This is a genomic window from [Zimmermannella] alba NBRC 15616, assembly GCF_001570905.1.
In the GTDB taxonomy this organism is placed as follows: Bacteria; Actinomycetota; Actinomycetes; order Actinomycetales; family Microbacteriaceae; genus Pseudoclavibacter; species Pseudoclavibacter albus.
This window is the reverse complement of sequence record NZ_BCSO01000010.1, coordinates 39,260-56,852: the sequence shown is the minus strand read 5'-3', so window position 1 is coordinate 56,852 and position 17,593 is coordinate 39,260. Positions and strand designations below refer to the sequence as shown.

The window sequence follows — 17,593 nt, the reverse complement described above, 5'->3', positions numbered from 1 at the left end:
TCCACAACCAATTCCGCCAGCACGCCCTACGCGTTCTGGTGGAAGGTGCGCTCGAGCACGTCGCGCTGCTGCTCGGGCGTGAGCTTCACGAAGTTCACGGCGTAGCCCGAGACGCGGACGGTGAGGTTCGGGTACTTCTCGGGGTTCGCCATCGCGTCCTCGAGCGTCTCGCGGTTCAGGACGTTGATGTTCGCGTGGTAGAGCCCCTGCTCCATGTTGTGTTCGGTGCGGGCTGCCTTCATCGCTTCGAGGCGCTCGTCGAAGGTGTGCTTGGCCATGATGTACTCCAGTGCTGGGCGGGCGGTGGATGGTGTGGGGGGGATGCGGTGGATGCTGGATCCCGCCGCATCCGGGCGACGCCGGGGTGTGCGCCGCCCGTGAGGCCGAGGGGTTAGGCCTTCGGACCGAAGGCCTTGTTCGTGTCCATGATGAAGCCGGCGTCGAGGATGCCGACGAGGTTTTGCACCTGCTCCTCCTTCGTGCGACCGAGCCCCTGCGGGGTGATCGTGTTCGTGAGGGAGATGCCGTCGAGCGCGTCTTCGTAGTCGAGCTTGCCGACCGAGAGCATCGACGCGACCATGCCGTGCGTGTCCATGCCGTTCTCGGGGTTGGCACCCGGCGCGAAGGGCGTTCCGGCACGGTGGCCGGACGGGAAGTTGCCGGTGTTCTTGCCGTAGACAACGTTCGAGGTGATCGTGAGCACCGACTGGGTGGGGATGGCGTCCCGGTACAGCTTGTGCTCCTTGATCTTCGACATCACGGTGTGGACGACGGTCGCGGCGATGTCGTCGGCGCGGTCGTCGTCGTTGCCGTAGACCGGGAATTCGCCTTCGACGCGGTAGTCGACGATGAGGCCCGTCTCGTCGCGCACCGGGTACACCTTCGCGTACTTGATTGCGGCGAGCGAGTCAGCGACGATCGAGAGCCCGGCGATGCCGCAGCCCATGGTGCGGATGATTTCGCTGTCGTGGAGCGCCATCTCGATCGCTTCGTAGGCGTACCGGTCGTGGCAGTAGTGGATGATGTTGAGCGCCTCGATGTACGTGCCGACGACCCAGTCGAGCATGTCCTCGTACTTGTCCCAGATGTCGTCGAAGTCGAGCGGGCCGTCGCCCTCGACGGCGGTGTGGCCGTCGACGATCTGCTTGCCGCTCATCTCATCCCGGCCACCGTTGATGGCGTACAGGAGCGCCTTCGCCGCGTTCACGCGGGCGCCGAAGAACTGCATCTGCTGGCCGATCTTCATCGGGGAGACGCAGCAGGCGATCGCTGCGTCGTCGCCCCAGCGTTCTCGGATCTGTGCGTCGGACTCGTACTGCACCGAGCTCGTCTCGATGGAGATCGCCGAGCAGAACTCCTTGTAGCCGGCGGGCAGGGCCGGGTCCCAGAAGATCGTGATGTTCGGCTCGGGTGCGGGACCGAGGTTGCGGAGGGTCTGCAGGAGGCGGAAGGAGGTCTTCGTCACCTGCGAGCGACCGTCCTCGCCGAATCCTGCGTCGCTCCAGGTGGCCCAGTACGGGTCGCCGGAGAAGATCTGGTCGTAGTCGATCGTGCGGAGGAAGCGGACGATGCGGAGCTTGATGACGAGCGCGTCGATGAGCTCCTGCGCCTCGGATTCGGTGAGCGTGCCCTCGGCGAGGTCGCGCTCCACATAGCAGTCGAAGAAGGCGGAGAGGCGGCCGATCGACATGGCCGCGCCGTCCTGGCTCTTCACCGAGGCGAGGTACGCGAGGTGGGTCCACTGCACGGCTTCGCGAGCGTTCGCGGCGGGGCGTCCGAGCTCGAAGCCGTAGAGTTCGCCGAGCTTGAGGAGCTTCTTGAGCGCCTTGATCTGCTCGGCGTGCTCTTCGCGGTAGCGGGCCCAGTGCTCGCTGAAGGGCATGTCGGCGTAGCGGTCCTTCGCAGCCTGCTTCTCGGCGATGAGGGCGTCGACACCGTAGAGCGCGACGCGACGGTAGTCGCCGATGATGCGGCCGCGGCCGTAGGCGTCCGGGAGGCCGGTGATGACGTGCGAGCTGCGGGCGGCGCGGATGCGCGGCGTGTAGATGTCGAAGACGGCGTCATTGTGCGTCTTCCGGTAGCGGGTGAAGGCCGTCTCGATGGTCGGGTTGACGTCCTTGCCCGCCTCCTGGATGGCGGTGCGGACCATGCGCCAGCCGCCGTTCGGCATCATCGCGCGCTTGAGCGGGACGTCCGTTTGCAGGCCCACCACGACGTCGTCGTCCTCGGAGATGTAGCCGGCCGGGAACGCATCAATGTCGGCGGGGGTGTCGACGTCGACGTCGTAGACGCGGCGCTCGCGCTCCACCTTGAGGTAGTTCTCCTCGAGCGTGTTCCAGAGGCGCGTCGTTTTCTCGGTGGGGCCGGCGAGGAATGAGGCGTCACCGTCGTAGGGCGTGTAGTTGCGGACGATGAAGTCGCGGACGTCGATGGACTCGGTCCAGGCTCCGCGCTCGAATCCGCGCCAGGCATCGCGGATCTCGTCGGCAGCGTGGGTGGTGTTCTGGGCTTCGGGCATGCCAATCACTTCCCTTTGGCGGGCGTCAGGGTTCACCCGCTGTCTCTATTTTCGCGCGCCGAAATGAACGTGTCGGGTGGATGTGTGGATGTGCACGAAGCTCGGAGCCCGATGCCATCCAGCTTTGTGGCCATCGCGCGGCCTCATGCCGTGCCACCTCGCGACGTGCCGCCCTTCCAAAATCTGGCATCTGGTGGGTGTACGACCCACATATGGCCGCGTACCCCCGCCAGATGCCACATTTCCGGAGACCGCGACCGGCAGCGGCTTCCGCACTTGGTCAGAAATCGGGGGTACGTCGACATCTGCGCCACGTACCCCTGATTTCTGACCAGTTCTGGAGCAGCACCTTCGCGCGGCAGAAACGGCGGTGACCGAGACGAAGCCCTGGGCACCCGTCGACACGAGCGGTTCACCGTTCGGGCCATGGACGTGCGCATTCGCCTTGTCTTGGTGCGTCACCTTGCCGGAACACGAGAAGCTCGCCGTCTCACCAGGCATGCGGAAGTACTCGCCCGGCGAGTAGACACTCGCCGTGAAGCCAATGACCTGCGTAGCGCACACGTTGTTGTTCTCCGTCGTGTACCAGAGCGCTTCACTGCCGGTGTTGGTCAGCGTGTAGGTGAGCTTGACCGTGCCATCACCAGCGGGCAGCGAGATAGGCGTCACCGACGACGTCACGCTGAAGAGCCCGTTGGTGTAGGCGCCACTGGACGAGACGGGGCCGGCTGCCTCAGCAGCTGGCACCTTGGCGACGAACAGGTTGATGCCCGTCATCCCTGACACTGCAACATCCCTGAAACTGCAAGGAGCAGCGCACGGCTGAAGGCCACCACCGTTCTCAGGCTTTTGGGGAGTTGTTCTGAATGCAACACGTGTTTTCTCAGGTAGTTCGAGATGCCCGGGCTGGCACACCTCAGTGAGATTTTGCGTCGCCACAGGGACCCAACGGATGCAAGTCGACGCAAGCGAACCTCGGAAGACTGAGCCAACGAAGAACGTTTGTTCAGCTTTAGTCACAACAAGCTGCAGAGCTCGTCACGTTGCGGACAGAAACGAGTCATTCTTGGCCGAATCGCTCCGAGTGGATGTTTCCTACTGAACGTTGGCCGAGTATTGGCTTGTTGACAGCCGTAACCAACAAGTCACCACCTGCAATCACACTGATAGGTCCGCTCCTCTACCCAGCTCAGCCACGGCACGAACGCCCATATCCTCGCAATCCACTAGCCAAACAAGAAACGCCCCTTTCGGGGCGTTCTTTTCGTAGCTGAGGCGGGACTCGAACCCGCGACCTCACGATTATGAGTCGTGCGCTCTCACCAACTGAGCTACTCAGCCGCAGCCTCCGAGCCCGAAGGCTGAAGACAGGGCCCCGAGTCAGGATTGAACTGACGACCCCTTCCTTACCATGGAAGTGCTCTACCACTGAGCTATCGGGGCATGTTCCGCACGTCTCGCGCACGGCACCGAGCAACTATAACAGCTTAGTCGGTCATTCGCCACATGGACTTAGTACGTGTACGTGTACGTGCCGTCCGGGTGGTACGTGTACGTCGCGCCGTTGCTCGACTGCTCCTGGTACGAGCCGCCGTACGACTGGTCGTACGAGTTTGAATCATTCTGCGACGCGACATCCGAAACCTGGCTCGGCGTCACCGTGACAACCTGCGTGCCCGCGTCGTAACCGACCGGGTTGGTCACCTCGGAAACAACCGTGTTCGGGTTGTTGTGAGCCTTGAGCCACGCCATCGGGTCGGTGTGGTTCTGCTGAGTGCCGATACCAATCTCGAAGTGAAGATGCTCACCGGTTGAACGGCCAGTGGTACCCACGAGTCCGACGAGGTCACCAACGTGGACCTTGTCGCCAACCTTGAGCGGCGAGGAATCCTGCACCATGTGTCCGTAGGTCGAGAAGATCGTCTGGCCGTCGATGACGTGCTCGATAACGACGTAGCAGCCGTAACCGCCCTGATCGACCTTCTGCACGTGCGCGACGCGGCCATCAGCGATCGCAGCAATCGGTGTGCCAGCACCCGGCGTGAAGTCGACGCCGGTGTGGAAGTCGTAACCAGCACCAGTCGGGTTGTTTCGAACGCCGTACATGTCGGTCATCTCAACGCCCGTGTAGAACGGGAACTGGACGGCAGCCGTCATGTCGTTCTGGTACGTGGTGTTGTCCAGGCGCTTGATGCCATTCTGCACCTGCTGCGCGGTTGCGGTACCCATCGTCGAGACGGTGACCGTGTCGGTGCGCGACACCTGCGGAGCCTCCGGGCCAGAATCGCCCGACTGGTTCACAACAGCGTGGAGGTCGAGGCTCTGCGCGTGCGCGTTAGCACCGCCAGCAGCGGCGTTCGCAACATCAGCGAGGGCCGGGACCGTCACGGCAACGCCAGCGCTGGCGGCCATACCAAGGGCAGCAAAACCAGCGAGCTGACGGGTTGCCGACTTCGGACGGCGAGCGAGCGACGACGGCGAGACGCGCGTCGAACCGGTGCGGACCTCGTCGCCGGCCGGCACGAAGTTCGAGGAGGACGCCTCAACCGAACGCGTCATGAGCTGCTGGCGAGCCTGAAGGGCGGCAGCCTCGGCGAGGACGTCGGCGACGTTGAAGGCGTTGGCGCGCTGAGCAGCCTCTGCGGCACGGCGCTCACGGCGCGAGGAGAAGGTGGTCGAGGCGGCTGCAATCACCGTCTGGGAAGCGGCAGCCTGGCGTTCCGCTTCGCGACGTGCGCGACGCGTCAGGGGCTGCGCCTCGATGGTGGTGATGTCAGTCATAAGCTCTTCGATCCACAGTCCTTCTGTTTGTAACGACTCGGTAAAGCGTAACGGGAAGGTCACGGAAAGATCAAGACGCTATGACAAGAAGCTCCAGAACCCCGCAGAGCGCTTGAATCCGTGCCGTTTCCAGAGGATCCGGTCGTTAGCTTCGCGTGTCATCGATGAGCCGCGTGATCTCGATACGCGCTGGCGCGCTACTCGACCAGCTCAACCGAGCGCTGCAGCAAGCCGCGGCTCAAATTCCGCCACAGCATCCGGATGCCCCGCTATGAGCATCCCCATCCCCTCACGATCAGCGCCGAGGCCCTTCACGACTGCGCCAGCTTCGCGCGCGATGAGCGAGCCCGCCGCGAGGTCCCATGGCTTCAGCCCCCGCTCGTAATAGATATCGAGTCGACCGCACGCGACCGCCGTGAGGTCGAGCGCCGCAGCACCCATTCGGCGCACGTCGCGCGTGTGCTCGGCCAGCTCGGCCCACACGCGAGCCTGATCGCGTCGCTCGGCCGCGTCATAGCTGTACCCGGTGCCGACGAGCGACTCGGCAAGACTCGGCGCAGGCTCAACCGCGAGCGCTTCACCGTTGTGTGTGGCACCACAGCCGAGGGAAGCCGCCCACTCCTCCCCCGTGAAGATATTGACGACGGCACCGGCAAGGACGCGCATGGACGCGGGCTGCGTGGCCGGGTCACCCTCGGCGACAGCGACGCTCACCGCCGAGTGCGGGATGCCGTAGAGATAGTTGACGGTGCCGTCGATGGGGTCGACCACCCAGTTGAGGCCGTCCACACTCGTACGCGGATCGCCCTCTTCGCCGTAGAAGCCGTCCTCGGGGCGCAGCTGGGCAAGGCGCGCGCGAATGTGTTCTTCGACCTCGCGGTCGGCCTCCGTCACGACATCCGTGATACTCGACTTTCGCGCTGCGAGCTCGACTCCCTCTTCACGGCGACGGCGTGCAAGCTCCGCCCCTTCCCGAGCGAGCATGCGCGCAATCTCCAGCAGCTCAGCTGCGTCAGGAACCGTGAGAGTCGTCATACCCGCACCGTAACAAGCCGATGTGTCCGGCTCACACCTTTGGAAGCGCATCCACACAACGAAAAGCGCCCCGGCCGGAGCCGAGGCGCTGAGCGTGGCGAGTGAGGGATTCGAACCCCCGAAGGCAGTGCCGGCTGATTTACAGTCAGCTCCCTTTGGCCGCTCGGGCAACTCGCCAGGAGTCATCGCATGCGATGAGCAGCGTTCAGACTACACGGAAAACACTCCCGCGCGCACCTCGGCGCGTCGCAGCCTGGCGCGAGGCGCTCACCCATGTGCACAAATGGCAAGAAAACGGGGTCACAAGCCTCCACACGCCTCAAACACCCAAATGTTGCCATTTGTGCACACCGCAGGCGGCGCGTCATGCCGATAGGCCGCTTCGCGGCTCCTCGATCAGCTCACTCGACCCCGAAGAAGCACGTCACCCGGTCTGGCTACCATGTCGGCCATGGCTGATTCCTCGTTTGATGTCGTTTCCAAGGTCGACAAGATGGAGGCGGACAACGCCCTCAACCAGGCACGTAAGGAAGTCGAGCAGCGCTACGACTTCAAGAACACGGGCGTCTCGATCGAATGGTCGGGCGAAAAGATGCTCCTCAAGGCGTCGAGCGAAGACCGCGTCGTCGCTGCCCTCGACGTCCTCCAGTCGAAGGCAATCAAGCGCGGCATCTCGCTCAAGTCGCTCGACGCGAGCGACCCCTATCCCTCGGGCAAGGAGTTCCGCATCGAGGTTGCGCTCAAGCAGGGCATCGACCAGGAGCACGCGAAGAAGATCTCGAAGATCATCCGCGACGAAGGCCCCAAGTCGGTGAAGTCGCAGATCCAGGGCGACGAGCTCCGCGTCACCTCGAAGAGCCGCGACGACCTGCAGGCGACGATCCAGCTCCTCAAGAGCTCGGACCTCGACATCGACCTCCAGTTCATCAACTTCCGATAGCCCAAGCGCGTGTGGTGGTGGTCCCCGCAGGACGCTGACTGGTGGGTCACGCTTGTCCTGCTGCTCGTGAATGCCGCCGTCATCATCGCGGCCGCGGTCACGATCCCCCGTAAGCGGCGGCCCACCACCGCACTCGCCTGGCTCCTCACAATCTTTCTCATCCCGTATCTCGGGTTCCTCATCTTTCTGCTGTTCGGTACGAACCACCTTTCGAGTACACGCCGACGCAAGCAGGCAGAAATTGACAAGATCATCCGGGATGCCACCAAGAGCATCGACCACGAGGTGGTCATGCCGAGCGATCCTGACTGGATTGCGCCCCTTGTGAACCTCAGCAGAGAGCTCTCCTCTATCCCGGTGGTTCCAGGCAACCGCATCACACTCCTCAGCAGCTACGACCGTTCCTTCACGCAGATCGCGCGTGAGATCGATGCCGCTGAAGAGCGAGTCCACATGCTCTACTACACGCTCGCCTACGACGAGGTGACGAAGCCCGTCTTCGATGCACTCGAGCGGGCCGTGCAGCGCGGCGTGTCTGTCCGCGTCCTCTACGACCACATCGGCTCCATCCGATACTCCGGATACCGGCAGATGAAGCGACGCCTCAAGGCGATCGGCTGCGAGCACCGCCCAGTCCTCTCGATCTGGCCCTGGCAGGGCGGGCTGCAGCGCATCGATCTGCGCAACCACCGGAAGATGGTCATCATCGACGACCGCACCGCGTTCATGGGTTCGCAGAACCTCATCGATCGCCGGTACCACCAGAACGCGAGCGGCGATGCTGAGCGGCGTTGGAAGGACCTCTTCCTGCAGGTGGACGGCCCAATCGCCGCCGCCGTGAATGGTGTCTTCATGAGCGACTGGTTCGGCGAGACGAACGAGCAGCTCGTCTCGCCCGATGAGATGCGTCCCTTCCGCGAGCCACTCGTGGAGCCGGACGATGAGCGCGAGCGCTCCCGCTACCTCTGCCAGCTCATCCCCTCAGGGCCTGGCTATGAGCACGAGAACAATCTGCGCATCTTCAACCAGCTCATCTACTCGGCGAAGGAGCGGATCACGATCGCCTCGCCATACCTCGTGCCGGATGACTCGCTGCTCTACGCGATCACGACCGCAGCCCAGCGCGGTGTGGAGGTGACGCTCTACGTGAGCGAGGTGGGTGACCAGTTCTTCGCGTTCCACGCGCAGCGCTCCTACTACGAGTCACTGCTCGAGGCGGGCGTGCGGATTCGGCTCTACCGCAGGCCGTACATCCTCCACTCGAAGCATCTGACGGTGGATGACGCAGTCGCGCTCGTTGGCTCGAGCAATATGGACATGCGCTCCTTCACGCTAAATGCGGAGCTCATGATGCTCGTGTGCAGCGAGGAGTTTGTGGAGCGCATGCGCGAGGTCGAGAACGGCTACCGGCAGCGTTCACACGAGCTGACGCTCGAGGAATGGCGTGCGCGGCCGATCGCGGGGCGCGCCTTCGACAACATTGCGCGCTTGACGAGCGTGCTGCAGTAAACGGCGCTGGGACGTGATCTCGATACGCGCTTCGCGCTACTCGATCAGCTCAGGTGAGGTGGTCGAGTGCCGCCGCAGGCGGCGTATCGAGACCACCGGCGCGGCAAAATTGCACGATATACGGGTTACGAGGCCGTATATGGGGGTGTGTTCCGCTGAGCGTGCAATTTGGGCACGCCTCTATCCAGCTTGCAGCTCGTACCCGTAGTTCGGCCCGAAAACCTGCTCTTCCGCATCGAGCGCGGAGCGGCGGACGTCATTCTGCGTCCCCGGTTCAGCAATCTCGTCCTCGGTGCTCGCAGTAAACGAGGTGATCTGCAGCACGCGATGCTCGTGCAGGAACGTCACCGAGTGGAAGCCACCGCTCGCGTCCAGCATGTCGAGCCGGAGCGCACCGTCGGCCTTCTCGTAGCCGAAGCGCTCATCGAGCTTCGGGTTCCACACCGTGAGCGCCGCCTGCAGCACGGCTTCTTCGTCGAAGGCGCCCGTCGGGAGTTCCACCTGGATGCGCTGCGACACGACCCGGTCATCGAGGAGTCCACCGTGGCGCGGCGTCGCGAGGGCACCAAGTGACTCGATGTCGGGCACCGAGAGGCGAATCACTTCGGCCTGCGCTGCGCGCAGTTCATCGAAACGCGGATCCATGGGGTTGACCATCACTGACCTCCAGACGTCGCAGCGCGGTGCTGCCGCTGTTGCAAGTGTTACCGCTTTCGCTGACGGTTCGCCCGACGCTACTTCTTCCTGTACAGAAACTCTTCGATCGAGTCGCGGGCGAAGGCGTTCGAGTCGTCGGTCTTCGTGATGTGAGCGTGCGCTTCAGCCCCATCGTGGTTACGGAATTCGAAGTCAACATCCGCGTTTTCAATGGTCGGGACCTTGATCCATCCAAAGTCCTTCTCGCCGTATTCGACCTTGAAGTCGACCATGGGCTTGTCGCCCTTGAACTTGCCGGCGTCGTACTGCTCGTACGTCTTCGACTGGTCCGGCGAGGAGCCGTAGAGAACTTCGCTCAGTGGCCACGGCTTCTGCGCAACGTTGAGCATGTCGTTCGAGTGCTGCACGTTCGCGTACTTCGTGTCCGGGTTCGGCGTCCACCCTTCCGGCATGTTGCTGCCGGCGAGCGACACGATGTGGTCGTATTTGGCTCCGAACATTTCTGAGGCGGTGAGCGCCGAGTGCCCGTAGCTGAAGCCGATACCTGCCTTGGAGGCGTTGGCGAGTCGCGGATCGCTGCCGAGCGCGTCGTGATGGAAGCTCGCGATTTGCTTGCCGTTGTTGATGGCGACCGTTGGGTCGTTCGCGTAGCGGTCAGCCTCGCCGAACGGTGGCGCCACCTTCTGCGCCCAGTCGCCACGCTGGTAGATGAAGGCGACCGAATCCGGGTGCATGCTGTGCAGGTGGTCGACGTGTCCGAAGTAGTGGCGAGTGTTGAAGTCCTCGAAACGGCCACCCGTCGGCGGCGCAAAGATGATGACCTTGTCGGTGTTCTCGCTCGGGGTGCCGACCATCTGAACGATGTCGCCCTTGGCGGGGTCAAAGAGGACGACCTTGAGCTCGCCGCTCGCGACCTTCTCAACAACCTTCAGCCGATCCTCTGAGAGGCCGCGACCGCCGTCGGCGAGGATGTCCTCGGCCACGGCCTGGTTCGCGCGGGCGCGGTCTTCGAAGGGGATGCCATCCACGTTCGCAACCCGCTCGGGTTCTTCGGCGAGGATGCGTTCACGCTCCGCCTCGGGGAGCCGCGTCCAGAGGTCACGTCGATCGTTCGGGGAGTCGTCGGCGAGGACGTCATCCAGCGTGATGCCGAGGCCGCCGGTCATGCCCGGGCCTTCCGGGAGGCCCATCTTCATGACGTCCCCGATGCTGCGTCCTGCACCGTGCCCGATGCCACTACCGACGATGTCTCCGAAGGCGGACATCGAGGTAAGCCCTGCTCCCCCACCGGGGCTCGAGCACTCGTCCTGCTCGTCCGCCTGCGCCTGGAGTTCGCGGGCAATCTGGCCGAGGACGGTGCCGAGCTCAGTGAGCTGGGTTGAGGGGCCTGCGCTCCAGTCGGCGCGGAAGGCCTCAGCGTCCGGGCCGATCCACATCTCCCGGCGTTCGATCCCGGGATCGGTGATGCCGGGCACGCCCTGCAGCATCTCACCTTCGCCGGTGAATTCTGCAGCCAGTGCGCGAAGTTCGTCCGTATTCGCGCCGAACATCCCAACCACGAGCATCCCCCTCACTCGCCGCCCAAGGTAAGCAGGCCGCGTGCGCTTCTCAATGGGCATGAGTCCCCATCCGAGAACCAGCTCAGGTCGCAGTTTCGACCTGAGGTGTCGATACCTAAGGTCGAAACTGCGACCTGAGCGAAGTGGATCGGGCGGGATGAGCGCGCCGCCGGGCTACTCGCCGCGGGAGATGCGCACCATTTCGTCGCGGTCGACGACCTTCACGCGGGTGCGACCCTGCGCCTCACCGAGCGCAAGCTCGTGCTCGTCGAGGCTGTGCCAGCCATCAAGGTTCGTGTACTTCACGCCACGCTCCTCAAGCAGCGCCGTCACGGCTTCCTCGGACGGCTCGGCCGGCGTCCACCAGTTCGCCTGGCCGTTGATGAGGTGCTGAATCGTTTCCATCGCGTCCGACTTGGTGTGGCCGATGAGGCCAACCGGGCCACGCTTGATCCAGCCGGTCGTGTACATGCCGGGAACCTGCTCGTTGTCGTCCCCGATGACTTCGCCCTCGCGGTTCGGGATGACGCCGCGCTTCTCGTCGAAGGGAACGCCATCGAGCGGCGAACCGAAGTAGCCGACCGCGCGGTAGATCTGCCCAACCGGGAAGTCGCGGAACTCACCCGTGCCGCGCACGCCGCCCTCGCCGTCCGGCTCGGTGCGCTCGATGCGCAGCGCCGACACCTTGCCGTCCTCGCCGAGCACCTCAGCGGGACGCGAGTACCAGTGCAGGTGGATGCGACGCGAAGCCGTGCCCTCGGGGCGCTCGCGCCACGAGGTGAGGATGCGCTTGATGACGAGCAGCTGCTTATTCGTTTCAGCAAGCTTCTCGGCCTCCGGGTCCTTCCCGAAGTCTTCCTCGTGGACGACGATGTCGACATCCGGCACCTCGCCGAGCTCGCGCAGCTCGAGCGGCGTGAACTTCACCTGTGCCGGGCCGCGGCGACCGAACACGTGCACATCGGTGACCTTTGAACTCTTGAGGCCCTCGTACACGTTCGCCGGGATCTCGGTCGGCAGGAGGTCATCCGCGTGCTTCGCGAGCATGCGGGCGACATCGAGCGCGACGTTTCCGTTGCCGATCACCGCAACGTGCTCCTGGTCGAGGGGCCACTCGCGCGGCACATCCGGGTGCGCGTCGTACCAGTTCACGAAGTCGGCGGCACCGAAGGAGTTCTCGAGCTCAATGCCCGGGATGTCGAGCGGAGCATCCTTGATGGCGCCGGTCGCGAAAATGACCGCGTGGTAGTGACGCTTGAGGTCGTCGAGCGTGATGTCGGTGCCGAGGTTGACGTTGCCGAAGATGCGGATATGGCCGCGGTCGAGCACCTCGCGCAGGGCCGTGATGATGCCCTTAATGCGCGGGTGGTCGGGGGCGACGCCATAGCGGACGAGACCGTACGGGGCGGGGAGTCGGTCGAAGAGGTCGATCGACACATCGAAGTTGCGTTCCGCCTTGAGCAGAATGTCGGCGGCGTAAATGCCTGCCGGGCCCGCACCGACAATCGCGAGTCGGAGCTTCTCCATGAGTCCTCCTGGTGCGCCTGGGCGCAGTTGTGGGTGGTTAGCGGTCGCGCTCGACAATCTGTCGGGCGAACGCGATGAGGGCCTCCTTGGCGGGCCCATCCGGAAGCGGGGCGAGGGAGGCGACTGCGTCATCCGCCCAACGGCGGGCTTCGGCGCGCGTGCGCTCGGTCACCTCGTGCTCGCGAAGTTCAGCAACGATTGCGTCGATTTCGGCGTCATCTGCGGGCTGCTGCTCGGGGACGCCGGGCATACCGTCCGCCATCTGTCCGGGCGCCGGGGCACCCAGCTGGCGGGTCTTCGCCGAACCGGCGACGCGGGTGCGAATGCGTTCGAGGAGCGACGCCGCAGCAGCATTCCCCGCTGCAGCATCCGCCGCGAGCAGCAGCACCGGCAGCGTCTCGACGCCCGCACGAAGGTCGGTGCCGGCGAGCTTGCCGGTGGCTTCACGCTTCGGCGACAGATCAATGACGTCGTCCGCGATCTGGAAGGCAACGCCCACCTTCTCACCGAAGTCGGCGAGGGCCGGGACGACGTCCTGCGGGGCATCCGCGCAGATCGCACCAAACTGGGCGGCTGCGGCAATGAGCGAACCGGTCTTGTCGGCGAGCACCTGGATGTAGTGCGCCACCGGGTCGTCGCCCTCCTTCGGGCCGACGGTCTCGCGCATTTGGCCGAGCACGAGGCGCTCAAAGGTCGTCGCCTGCAGCTCGATCGCGCGCTTCCCGAGCGTCGCAAAGATGAGGCTCGAGCGGGCGAAGAGGAGGTCACCGGCGAGGATCGCGACCGAATTCGACCAGTTGAGGTGAGCGGCCGGGACGCCGCGGCGCAGGTCTGCCTCGTCCATGACGTCGTCGTGGTAGAGCGAGGCGAGGTGCGTGAGCTCGACGGCCGCGGCGGCACGTGTCACGGTCTCGTTCTCGGGGTGGGCACCGAACTGGCTCGCGAGGAGCGTAAGCACGGGGCGGATGCGCTTGCCGCCGGCATCCATGAGGTACGTGGCAGTGACGCGGGCAACCTCGTCCGCGTAATCCACCTGCTCGTGCAGATACTCCTCGACACGGCCGAGGCCCTGCTCGATCGTCTCGCGCAGCTCAGCCTGACCGGGGCCGTCGAACATGCCGACCTCGCTGCCGGTCGAGGTGGCCGGGGTACGCCGAGCCTCGGGGGCGGTGAAGTTCACGCGCTGCTCCTTGATGTGGTGGTGGCCGCAGCCACGGGGTGGGGTTCGAAAGGGGTTCGGGTGAGCCGAGCTACTTGCTGGCCGGGACGCGCCCGCGGTGCAGGGCGACGATACCGAAGCTCAGGTTGCGGTACTTGACCTCCGTGTAACCGGCTTCGCGCAGCCACGAGGCGAAGGTGCGCTGGTCGGCCCACGCGTCGATCGACTGGTCGAGGTACTCGTACGCCTCCGGGTCGGTGCTCGCGATGCGGGCGAGCGCCGGGATGACGTAGCTGTTCCAGCTGTCGTAGAAGCGCGAGGCAAGCGCGTTCACGGGGCGTGAGAACTCGCAGACAAGGATGCGGCCGCCGGGGCGCGTCACACGGTGCATCTCCTTGAGCGCCGTGATCGGCTCCTGAACGTTGCGGATGCCGAAGCTCACGGTCGTCGCGTCGAAGGTGCTGTCCTCGAAGGGAAGCTGCGTGGCATCCCCCTGCACGAACTCGATGCGCCGGTTGTCACCGTGGCGGCGCTTCGCTTCGGCGAGCATCCCGGCGGAGAAGTCGAGGGCGGTGACGTGGGCACCGTCGGCGGCGAACTGGGCGCTCATCGTGCCGGTGCCGGCAGCCACGTCGAGGATGCGCTCGCCTTCGCGCGCCCCGAGTGCGTGGCGGGTCTCGGCACGCCAATAGACGTGGCTCCCCAGGGTCATGACGTTGTTCATGCGCTCGTAGTTCGGCGAGACGCGGTCGAACATCGACGCCACTTGCTCGGGCTGCTTCGAAAGATCGGGCTTCATCGCGACCATCCTACTGACGCGGCGCGTTAGTGCACTCCCGACATTGCGCGGGGCCTGGGATGCGACCAGTCCCGACACCCTGTGTGGGTTCCGCCAAGACTCCTGCCAGCTTCGAATCCGCTGGCTATCGTGACAGCGTGAATCAATTCCCCAGCCTCCGCGTGCGGACGGTGCGGCTTGAGCCCGGCACACTCCGCCAGTTGTGGCGTTATTCCGACCCTCACTCGCCGCTCGTGTTCCTGCGCAACGGCGACGGAATCGTTGGTTCCGGGCAGATTCTCTGGCGCCGTGAATTCTTCGGCCCCGACCGGATTCGCGAAGCGGCGGATGCCTGGTCGAAGCTCACGTCCTTTGCCGAGGTGAAGGACCGTGCGAAGGTGCCGGGTTCGGGCCTGGTCGGCTTTGGCGCGTTTGCGTTCTCCGAGAACTCGCAGCAGGCAAGCGTCCTTATCGTCCCAAGCCTCATCGTGGGCCGCCGAGACGGCATCGAGTTCGTCACCGCCATCACAGCCGACAGCACGAAGCCGGATGCGAGCCTGCGCGACCCGGCACCCCTTGGCCCCGACGAGCGAGCGGTGTTTGAGACGGGCGAGATGGATGTCGTCCAGCACCAGCAGGCAGTGGATCACGTCGTCGACCTCATCGGCTCCGGCGTCCTCTCGAAGCTTGTGCTCGCGCGTGACCTCATCGCGAAGCTGCCGGAGTGGACCGACCGCCGCCACCTCATTGGCCGCCTTGCCGAGACGTACCCGGACTGCTGGAATTACTCGGTGGATGGCCTCACGGGCGCAAGCCCGGAGACGCTCGTGCGGGTGCGTGGCCGCGAGGTTCGTGCACGCGTGCTTGCGGGCACGGCGCCGCGCGGGCTTGAGGAGCACATCGACCGCGATATCGCCGAGCAGCTGAAGTCATCCCCGAAGAACCAGCAGGAGCACCGCTTCGCCGTTGAGTCGGCGCTGCACGCGCTCTCGAGCCTCAATGACTACACGGATCCGGGCGACAGTCTCACCGCGAGTCCGGAGCCGTTCCTCCTCGCGTTGCCGAATGTGTGGCATCTCGCGAGTGACATCCGCGGCACGCTGCCGCTGGCTCACACGGTGCTCGACCTCGTGCAGGCACTGCATCCGACCGCTGCCGTTGGTGGGACGCCCCGCAAGGCGGCGCTCGAGGCGATCGACCGGATTGAGCCGTTCGACCGTCGCCGATACGCGGGCCCGGTCGGCTGGATTGGGGCGAAGGGCGACGGCGAGTGGGCGATCGCGCTGCGCGGTGCCGAGATCGACCCGGATGGGACGACGACGGCGTATGCGGGTGGCGGGATCGTCGCGACCTCGGTTGCTGCCGACGAGTTCCGCGAGACGGAGTGGAAGCTGCGTCCGCTGCAGGATGCCCTGAGCTCCGGCTCGATCGACCCGTACGGCGACGCCCTCTTCACCGACTTCGGCACCGGCGTCTAGCGCAAGACCGCCCCGGCATCCCCTGACCCGGCGTCCCCTGACCCGGCGTCCCCTGACCCGGCATCCCCCTCGGAAATGGGTCGAAAACTGTTCGTCCGGCCACAACATTTGCGACCGGACGAACAGTTTTCGACCCATTTGCTGCGGGGTTGCGGGATGCAGGGGGCAGGATCGGGATGCGGGGTCAGGGGGATGCCGAGGCCTGAGGGCAGCGTTGGGATGGGACATGGTGCTCTTCTCAAAACGCGCTGACAATGGCGCCGCAACAGATCAGGCCGATTCCGAGCCACGACGTGCGACTGGGGCGTTCGCGCAGGAACAGGATGGCGAACAGGCTGCCGACCGCCACGTTGAGCGAGCGGGCCGTCGACACCATGCTCGGAGTTCCCGATTGCAGGGCCAGGATCACCATCGCGTAGCTCAACGGAGCCAGGAGCGAGATCGGCAGCGCCCGCAGACCATCGCTGCGTAGCCGGGAACCGAATTCTCCGCGCCGGCGCCACAACACACCGGTCAGCAGCAGGGACTGCCCCGCACCCGACAGGGCCATGTATGGAATCACCGCGACGTGGAGGACTTCCGCGGCGAAGGCATCCCACAGCGTGTACGAGGCAGTCGCGGCAGCCACGAAGACGCCCCAGACCGCGCCCCGCCTGCCTGGAGAGGCCTCGCCTCCGCCCACACAGGCGGAACCCGCGATCACGAGGACCATGGCAGTCCATCCCCATCGTGTGGGGCCCGTTGCCCAGGCCAGGGAGGCAAGAGTGACGAGCACGGGCGCGAGTCCGCGCGAGATTGGGTAAACCACGCTCATGTCGGCTCGGGCGTAGGCCTTCTGCAGCACCACCGCGTAGCTCGTGTGAAGCATCATGCTGACCACGCCCGCCCACCAGGCTGGACCGAGGCTGCCGTCGTACAGGAGCCATCCGACCAGCGCCATAGCCAGCAGCGGCAGGGACACGATGCCGTAGCACCAGACGAACATCACGTCGTCTGAACCGCTGCGCTTGACGAGGTAGTTCCACCAGGCGTGAAGGACTGCACCAGCAGCGATCAACAGGAGAGGGGTCATCTGACTCATAAGTAGACAGTGTCTACTCATTTGTAGACGGTGTCTACCTGCGTCATGCTGTCAGCATGGAGAACTTGGCGGATCAGCTGGTCACCACAGCCGCACAGATCCTGGACGAGTCAGGACTTGCCGCGGTAACCGTGCGAGAAGTCGCCCGACGCACAGGCGTCTCCCATGGCGCCCCGCGACGCTACTTCCCAACCCTGGAGTCCTTGCACGCCGCCGTCGCCCACCGCGGCCTCACGGACCTGGCCACAGTGTTGCATGCGGCTGGTGGGACGACGGATGCGTGGGCCAGCGCCTACGTTGCCTTCGCCATGGCGCGCCCCGACACGTTTGAGCTCCTGTTCCGCCACGACGATCTCGAAGGTGCTGGCTCGAATCTGCGCGGGGTGTCGCTGCCCCTGCTGCAGGGGTGGTGCGAGCTGTTCCAAGGCGAGCGGCCCCATTGCACGAAGACGGATGCCATCACGGCATGGACCGGAATCCATGGGATCGCCACCCTCAGTGCACGACGTGCCCTGGACTTGGTTGGTGCGGATCCGCAGGCGCTACTCGCGCGCATCCTGGCCTGATGTTG

The 17,593-nt window shown here is 64.9% G+C and carries 15 protein-coding genes and 3 tRNA genes; 4 read left to right on the top strand and 14 right to left on the bottom strand.

Annotation, left to right across the window (positions count from 1 at the left end):
* Window positions 1-26 precede the first annotated feature (26 nt).
* The 8 genes from grcA2 to ZAL01S_RS07465 all read right to left on the bottom strand — a co-directional run bounded on the left by grcA2 (window position 27) and on the right by ZAL01S_RS07465 (window position 6,511).
* On the bottom strand, window positions 27-278 hold the full coding sequence (gene grcA2, locus ZAL01S_RS07500; protein WP_066081843.1) for an autonomous glycyl radical cofactor GrcA2: 252 nt from the start codon (window positions 276-278) through the stop codon (window positions 27-29).
* Window positions 279-391: 113 nt separating this feature from the next.
* Window positions 392-2,518 carry a pyruvate formate lyase family protein gene (locus ZAL01S_RS07495; protein ID WP_066081841.1) on the bottom strand — a complete coding sequence of 709 codons (2,127 nt, stop codon included), beginning with the start codon at window positions 2,516-2,518 and terminating at the stop codon, window positions 392-394.
* Window positions 2,519-2,563: 45 nt separating this feature from the next.
* Window positions 2,564-3,295 (bottom strand): hypothetical protein, encoded by a 732-nt coding sequence (locus ZAL01S_RS07490; RefSeq protein WP_066081839.1) that lies wholly within the window; start codon window positions 3,293-3,295, stop codon window positions 2,564-2,566.
* A 490-nt stretch (window positions 3,296-3,785) separates the two neighbouring features.
* Window positions 3,786-3,859, bottom strand: a tRNA-Met gene (locus tag ZAL01S_RS07485).
* A gap of 30 nt (window positions 3,860-3,889) precedes the next feature.
* A tRNA-Thr gene (locus tag ZAL01S_RS07480) sits at window positions 3,890-3,961 on the bottom strand.
* Between the two features lie 69 nt (window positions 3,962-4,030).
* Window positions 4,031-5,299 carry a M23 family metallopeptidase gene (locus ZAL01S_RS07475; protein ID WP_066081837.1) on the bottom strand — a complete coding sequence of 423 codons (1,269 nt, stop codon included), beginning with the start codon at window positions 5,297-5,299 and terminating at the stop codon, window positions 4,031-4,033.
* Between the two features lie 210 nt (window positions 5,300-5,509).
* On the bottom strand, window positions 5,510-6,334 hold the full coding sequence (locus ZAL01S_RS07470) for an inositol monophosphatase family protein (RefSeq protein ID WP_066081911.1): 825 nt from the start codon (window positions 6,332-6,334) through the stop codon (window positions 5,510-5,512).
* 95 nt (window positions 6,335-6,429) lie between these two features.
* Window positions 6,430-6,511: transfer RNA gene (locus ZAL01S_RS07465), tRNA-Tyr, on the bottom strand.
* Window positions 6,512-6,785: 274 nt separating this feature from the next.
* On the opposite strand from ZAL01S_RS07465, the gene ZAL01S_RS07460 reads away from it, so the two are divergent.
* Both ZAL01S_RS07460 and cls read left to right on the top strand, forming a co-directional pair.
* On the top strand, window positions 6,786-7,274 hold the full coding sequence (locus ZAL01S_RS07460; RefSeq protein ID WP_066081909.1) for a YajQ family cyclic di-GMP-binding protein: 489 nt from the start codon (window positions 6,786-6,788) through the stop codon (window positions 7,272-7,274).
* A gap of 9 nt (window positions 7,275-7,283) precedes the next feature.
* Entirely contained in the window at window positions 7,284-8,783 is a 1,500-nt protein-coding gene (gene cls, locus ZAL01S_RS07455) for a cardiolipin synthase (RefSeq protein WP_066081835.1), read from the top strand.
* Between the two features lie 180 nt (window positions 8,784-8,963).
* Here cls and ZAL01S_RS07450 read toward each other — a convergent pair whose 3' ends face one another.
* The 5 genes from ZAL01S_RS07450 to ubiE form a co-directional block, all read right to left on the bottom strand.
* Window positions 8,964-9,428 (bottom strand): hypothetical protein, encoded by a 465-nt coding sequence (locus ZAL01S_RS07450; protein WP_159421640.1) that lies wholly within the window; start codon window positions 9,426-9,428, stop codon window positions 8,964-8,966.
* Between the two features lie 89 nt (window positions 9,429-9,517).
* The gene (locus ZAL01S_RS07445) at window positions 9,518-11,059 is read right to left on the bottom strand and encodes a hypothetical protein (RefSeq protein WP_159421639.1); all 1,542 of its coding nucleotides are present in this window, start codon (window positions 11,057-11,059) and stop codon (window positions 9,518-9,520) included.
* Between the two features lie 114 nt (window positions 11,060-11,173).
* Entirely contained in the window at window positions 11,174-12,526 is a 1,353-nt protein-coding gene (locus tag ZAL01S_RS07440; RefSeq protein WP_066081829.1) for an FAD-dependent oxidoreductase, read from the bottom strand.
* A gap of 37 nt (window positions 12,527-12,563) precedes the next feature.
* Window positions 12,564-13,706 (bottom strand): polyprenyl synthetase family protein, encoded by a 1,143-nt coding sequence (locus ZAL01S_RS07435; protein ID WP_066081826.1) that lies wholly within the window; start codon window positions 13,704-13,706, stop codon window positions 12,564-12,566.
* A 70-nt stretch (window positions 13,707-13,776) separates the two neighbouring features.
* A complete protein-coding gene (ubiE, locus tag ZAL01S_RS07430) occupies window positions 13,777-14,484 on the bottom strand; it encodes a bifunctional demethylmenaquinone methyltransferase/2-methoxy-6-polyprenyl-1,4-benzoquinol methylase UbiE (protein ID WP_066081824.1) in 708 nt (235 codons plus the stop codon).
* Window positions 14,485-14,621: 137 nt separating this feature from the next.
* On the opposite strand from ubiE, the gene ZAL01S_RS07425 reads away from it, so the two are divergent.
* Window positions 14,622-15,941, top strand: coding sequence for an isochorismate synthase (locus tag ZAL01S_RS07425; protein ID WP_244875367.1), 1,320 nt, complete (start codon window positions 14,622-14,624; stop codon window positions 15,939-15,941).
* Window positions 15,942-16,179: 238 nt separating this feature from the next.
* On the opposite strand, the gene ZAL01S_RS07420 is transcribed toward ZAL01S_RS07425, so the two are convergent.
* Window positions 16,180-17,022, bottom strand: a complete 843-nt coding sequence (locus ZAL01S_RS07420; protein WP_066081822.1) for an EamA family transporter — start codon at window positions 17,020-17,022, stop codon at window positions 16,180-16,182.
* A gap of 56 nt (window positions 17,023-17,078) precedes the next feature.
* Here ZAL01S_RS07420 and ZAL01S_RS07415 point away from each other — a divergent pair, with 56 nt between their 5' ends.
* On the top strand, window positions 17,079-17,588 hold the full coding sequence (locus ZAL01S_RS07415) for a TetR/AcrR family transcriptional regulator (protein ID WP_066081820.1): 510 nt from the start codon (window positions 17,079-17,081) through the stop codon (window positions 17,586-17,588).
* The last annotated feature ends 5 nt before the right edge of the window (window positions 17,589-17,593 follow it).

Coding starts and splice junctions, on each gene's coding strand:
- grcA2 (WP_066081843.1), bottom strand. CDS start 278: ATGGCCAAGCACACCTTCGACGAGCGCCTCGAAGCGATGAAGGCAGCC.
- ZAL01S_RS07495 (WP_066081841.1), bottom strand. CDS start 2,518: ATGCCCGAAGCCCAGAACACCACCCACGCTGCCGACGAGATCCGCGAT.
- ZAL01S_RS07490 (WP_066081839.1), bottom strand. CDS start 3,295: ATGACGGGCATCAACCTGTTCGTCGCCAAGGTGCCAGCTGCTGAGGCA.
- ZAL01S_RS07475 (WP_066081837.1), bottom strand. CDS start 5,299: ATGACTGACATCACCACCATCGAGGCGCAGCCCCTGACGCGTCGCGCA.
- ZAL01S_RS07470 (WP_066081911.1), bottom strand. CDS start 6,334: ATGACGACTCTCACGGTTCCTGACGCAGCTGAGCTGCTGGAGATTGCG.
- ZAL01S_RS07460 (WP_066081909.1), top strand. CDS start 6,786: ATGGCTGATTCCTCGTTTGATGTCGTTTCCAAGGTCGACAAGATGGAG.
- ZAL01S_RS07450 (WP_159421640.1), bottom strand. CDS start 9,428: ATGGATCCGCGTTTCGATGAACTGCGCGCAGCGCAGGCCGAAGTGATT.
- ZAL01S_RS07445 (WP_159421639.1), bottom strand. CDS start 11,059: ATGCCCATTGAGAAGCGCACGCGGCCTGCTTACCTTGGGCGGCGAGTG.
- ZAL01S_RS07440 (WP_066081829.1), bottom strand. CDS start 12,526: ATGGAGAAGCTCCGACTCGCGATTGTCGGTGCGGGCCCGGCAGGCATT.
- ubiE (WP_066081824.1), bottom strand. CDS start 14,484: ATGAAGCCCGATCTTTCGAAGCAGCCCGAGCAAGTGGCGTCGATGTTC.
- ZAL01S_RS07420 (WP_066081822.1), bottom strand. CDS start 17,022: ATGAGTCAGATGACCCCTCTCCTGTTGATCGCTGCTGGTGCAGTCCTT.
- ZAL01S_RS07415 (WP_066081820.1), top strand. CDS start 17,079: ATGGAGAACTTGGCGGATCAGCTGGTCACCACAGCCGCACAGATCCTG.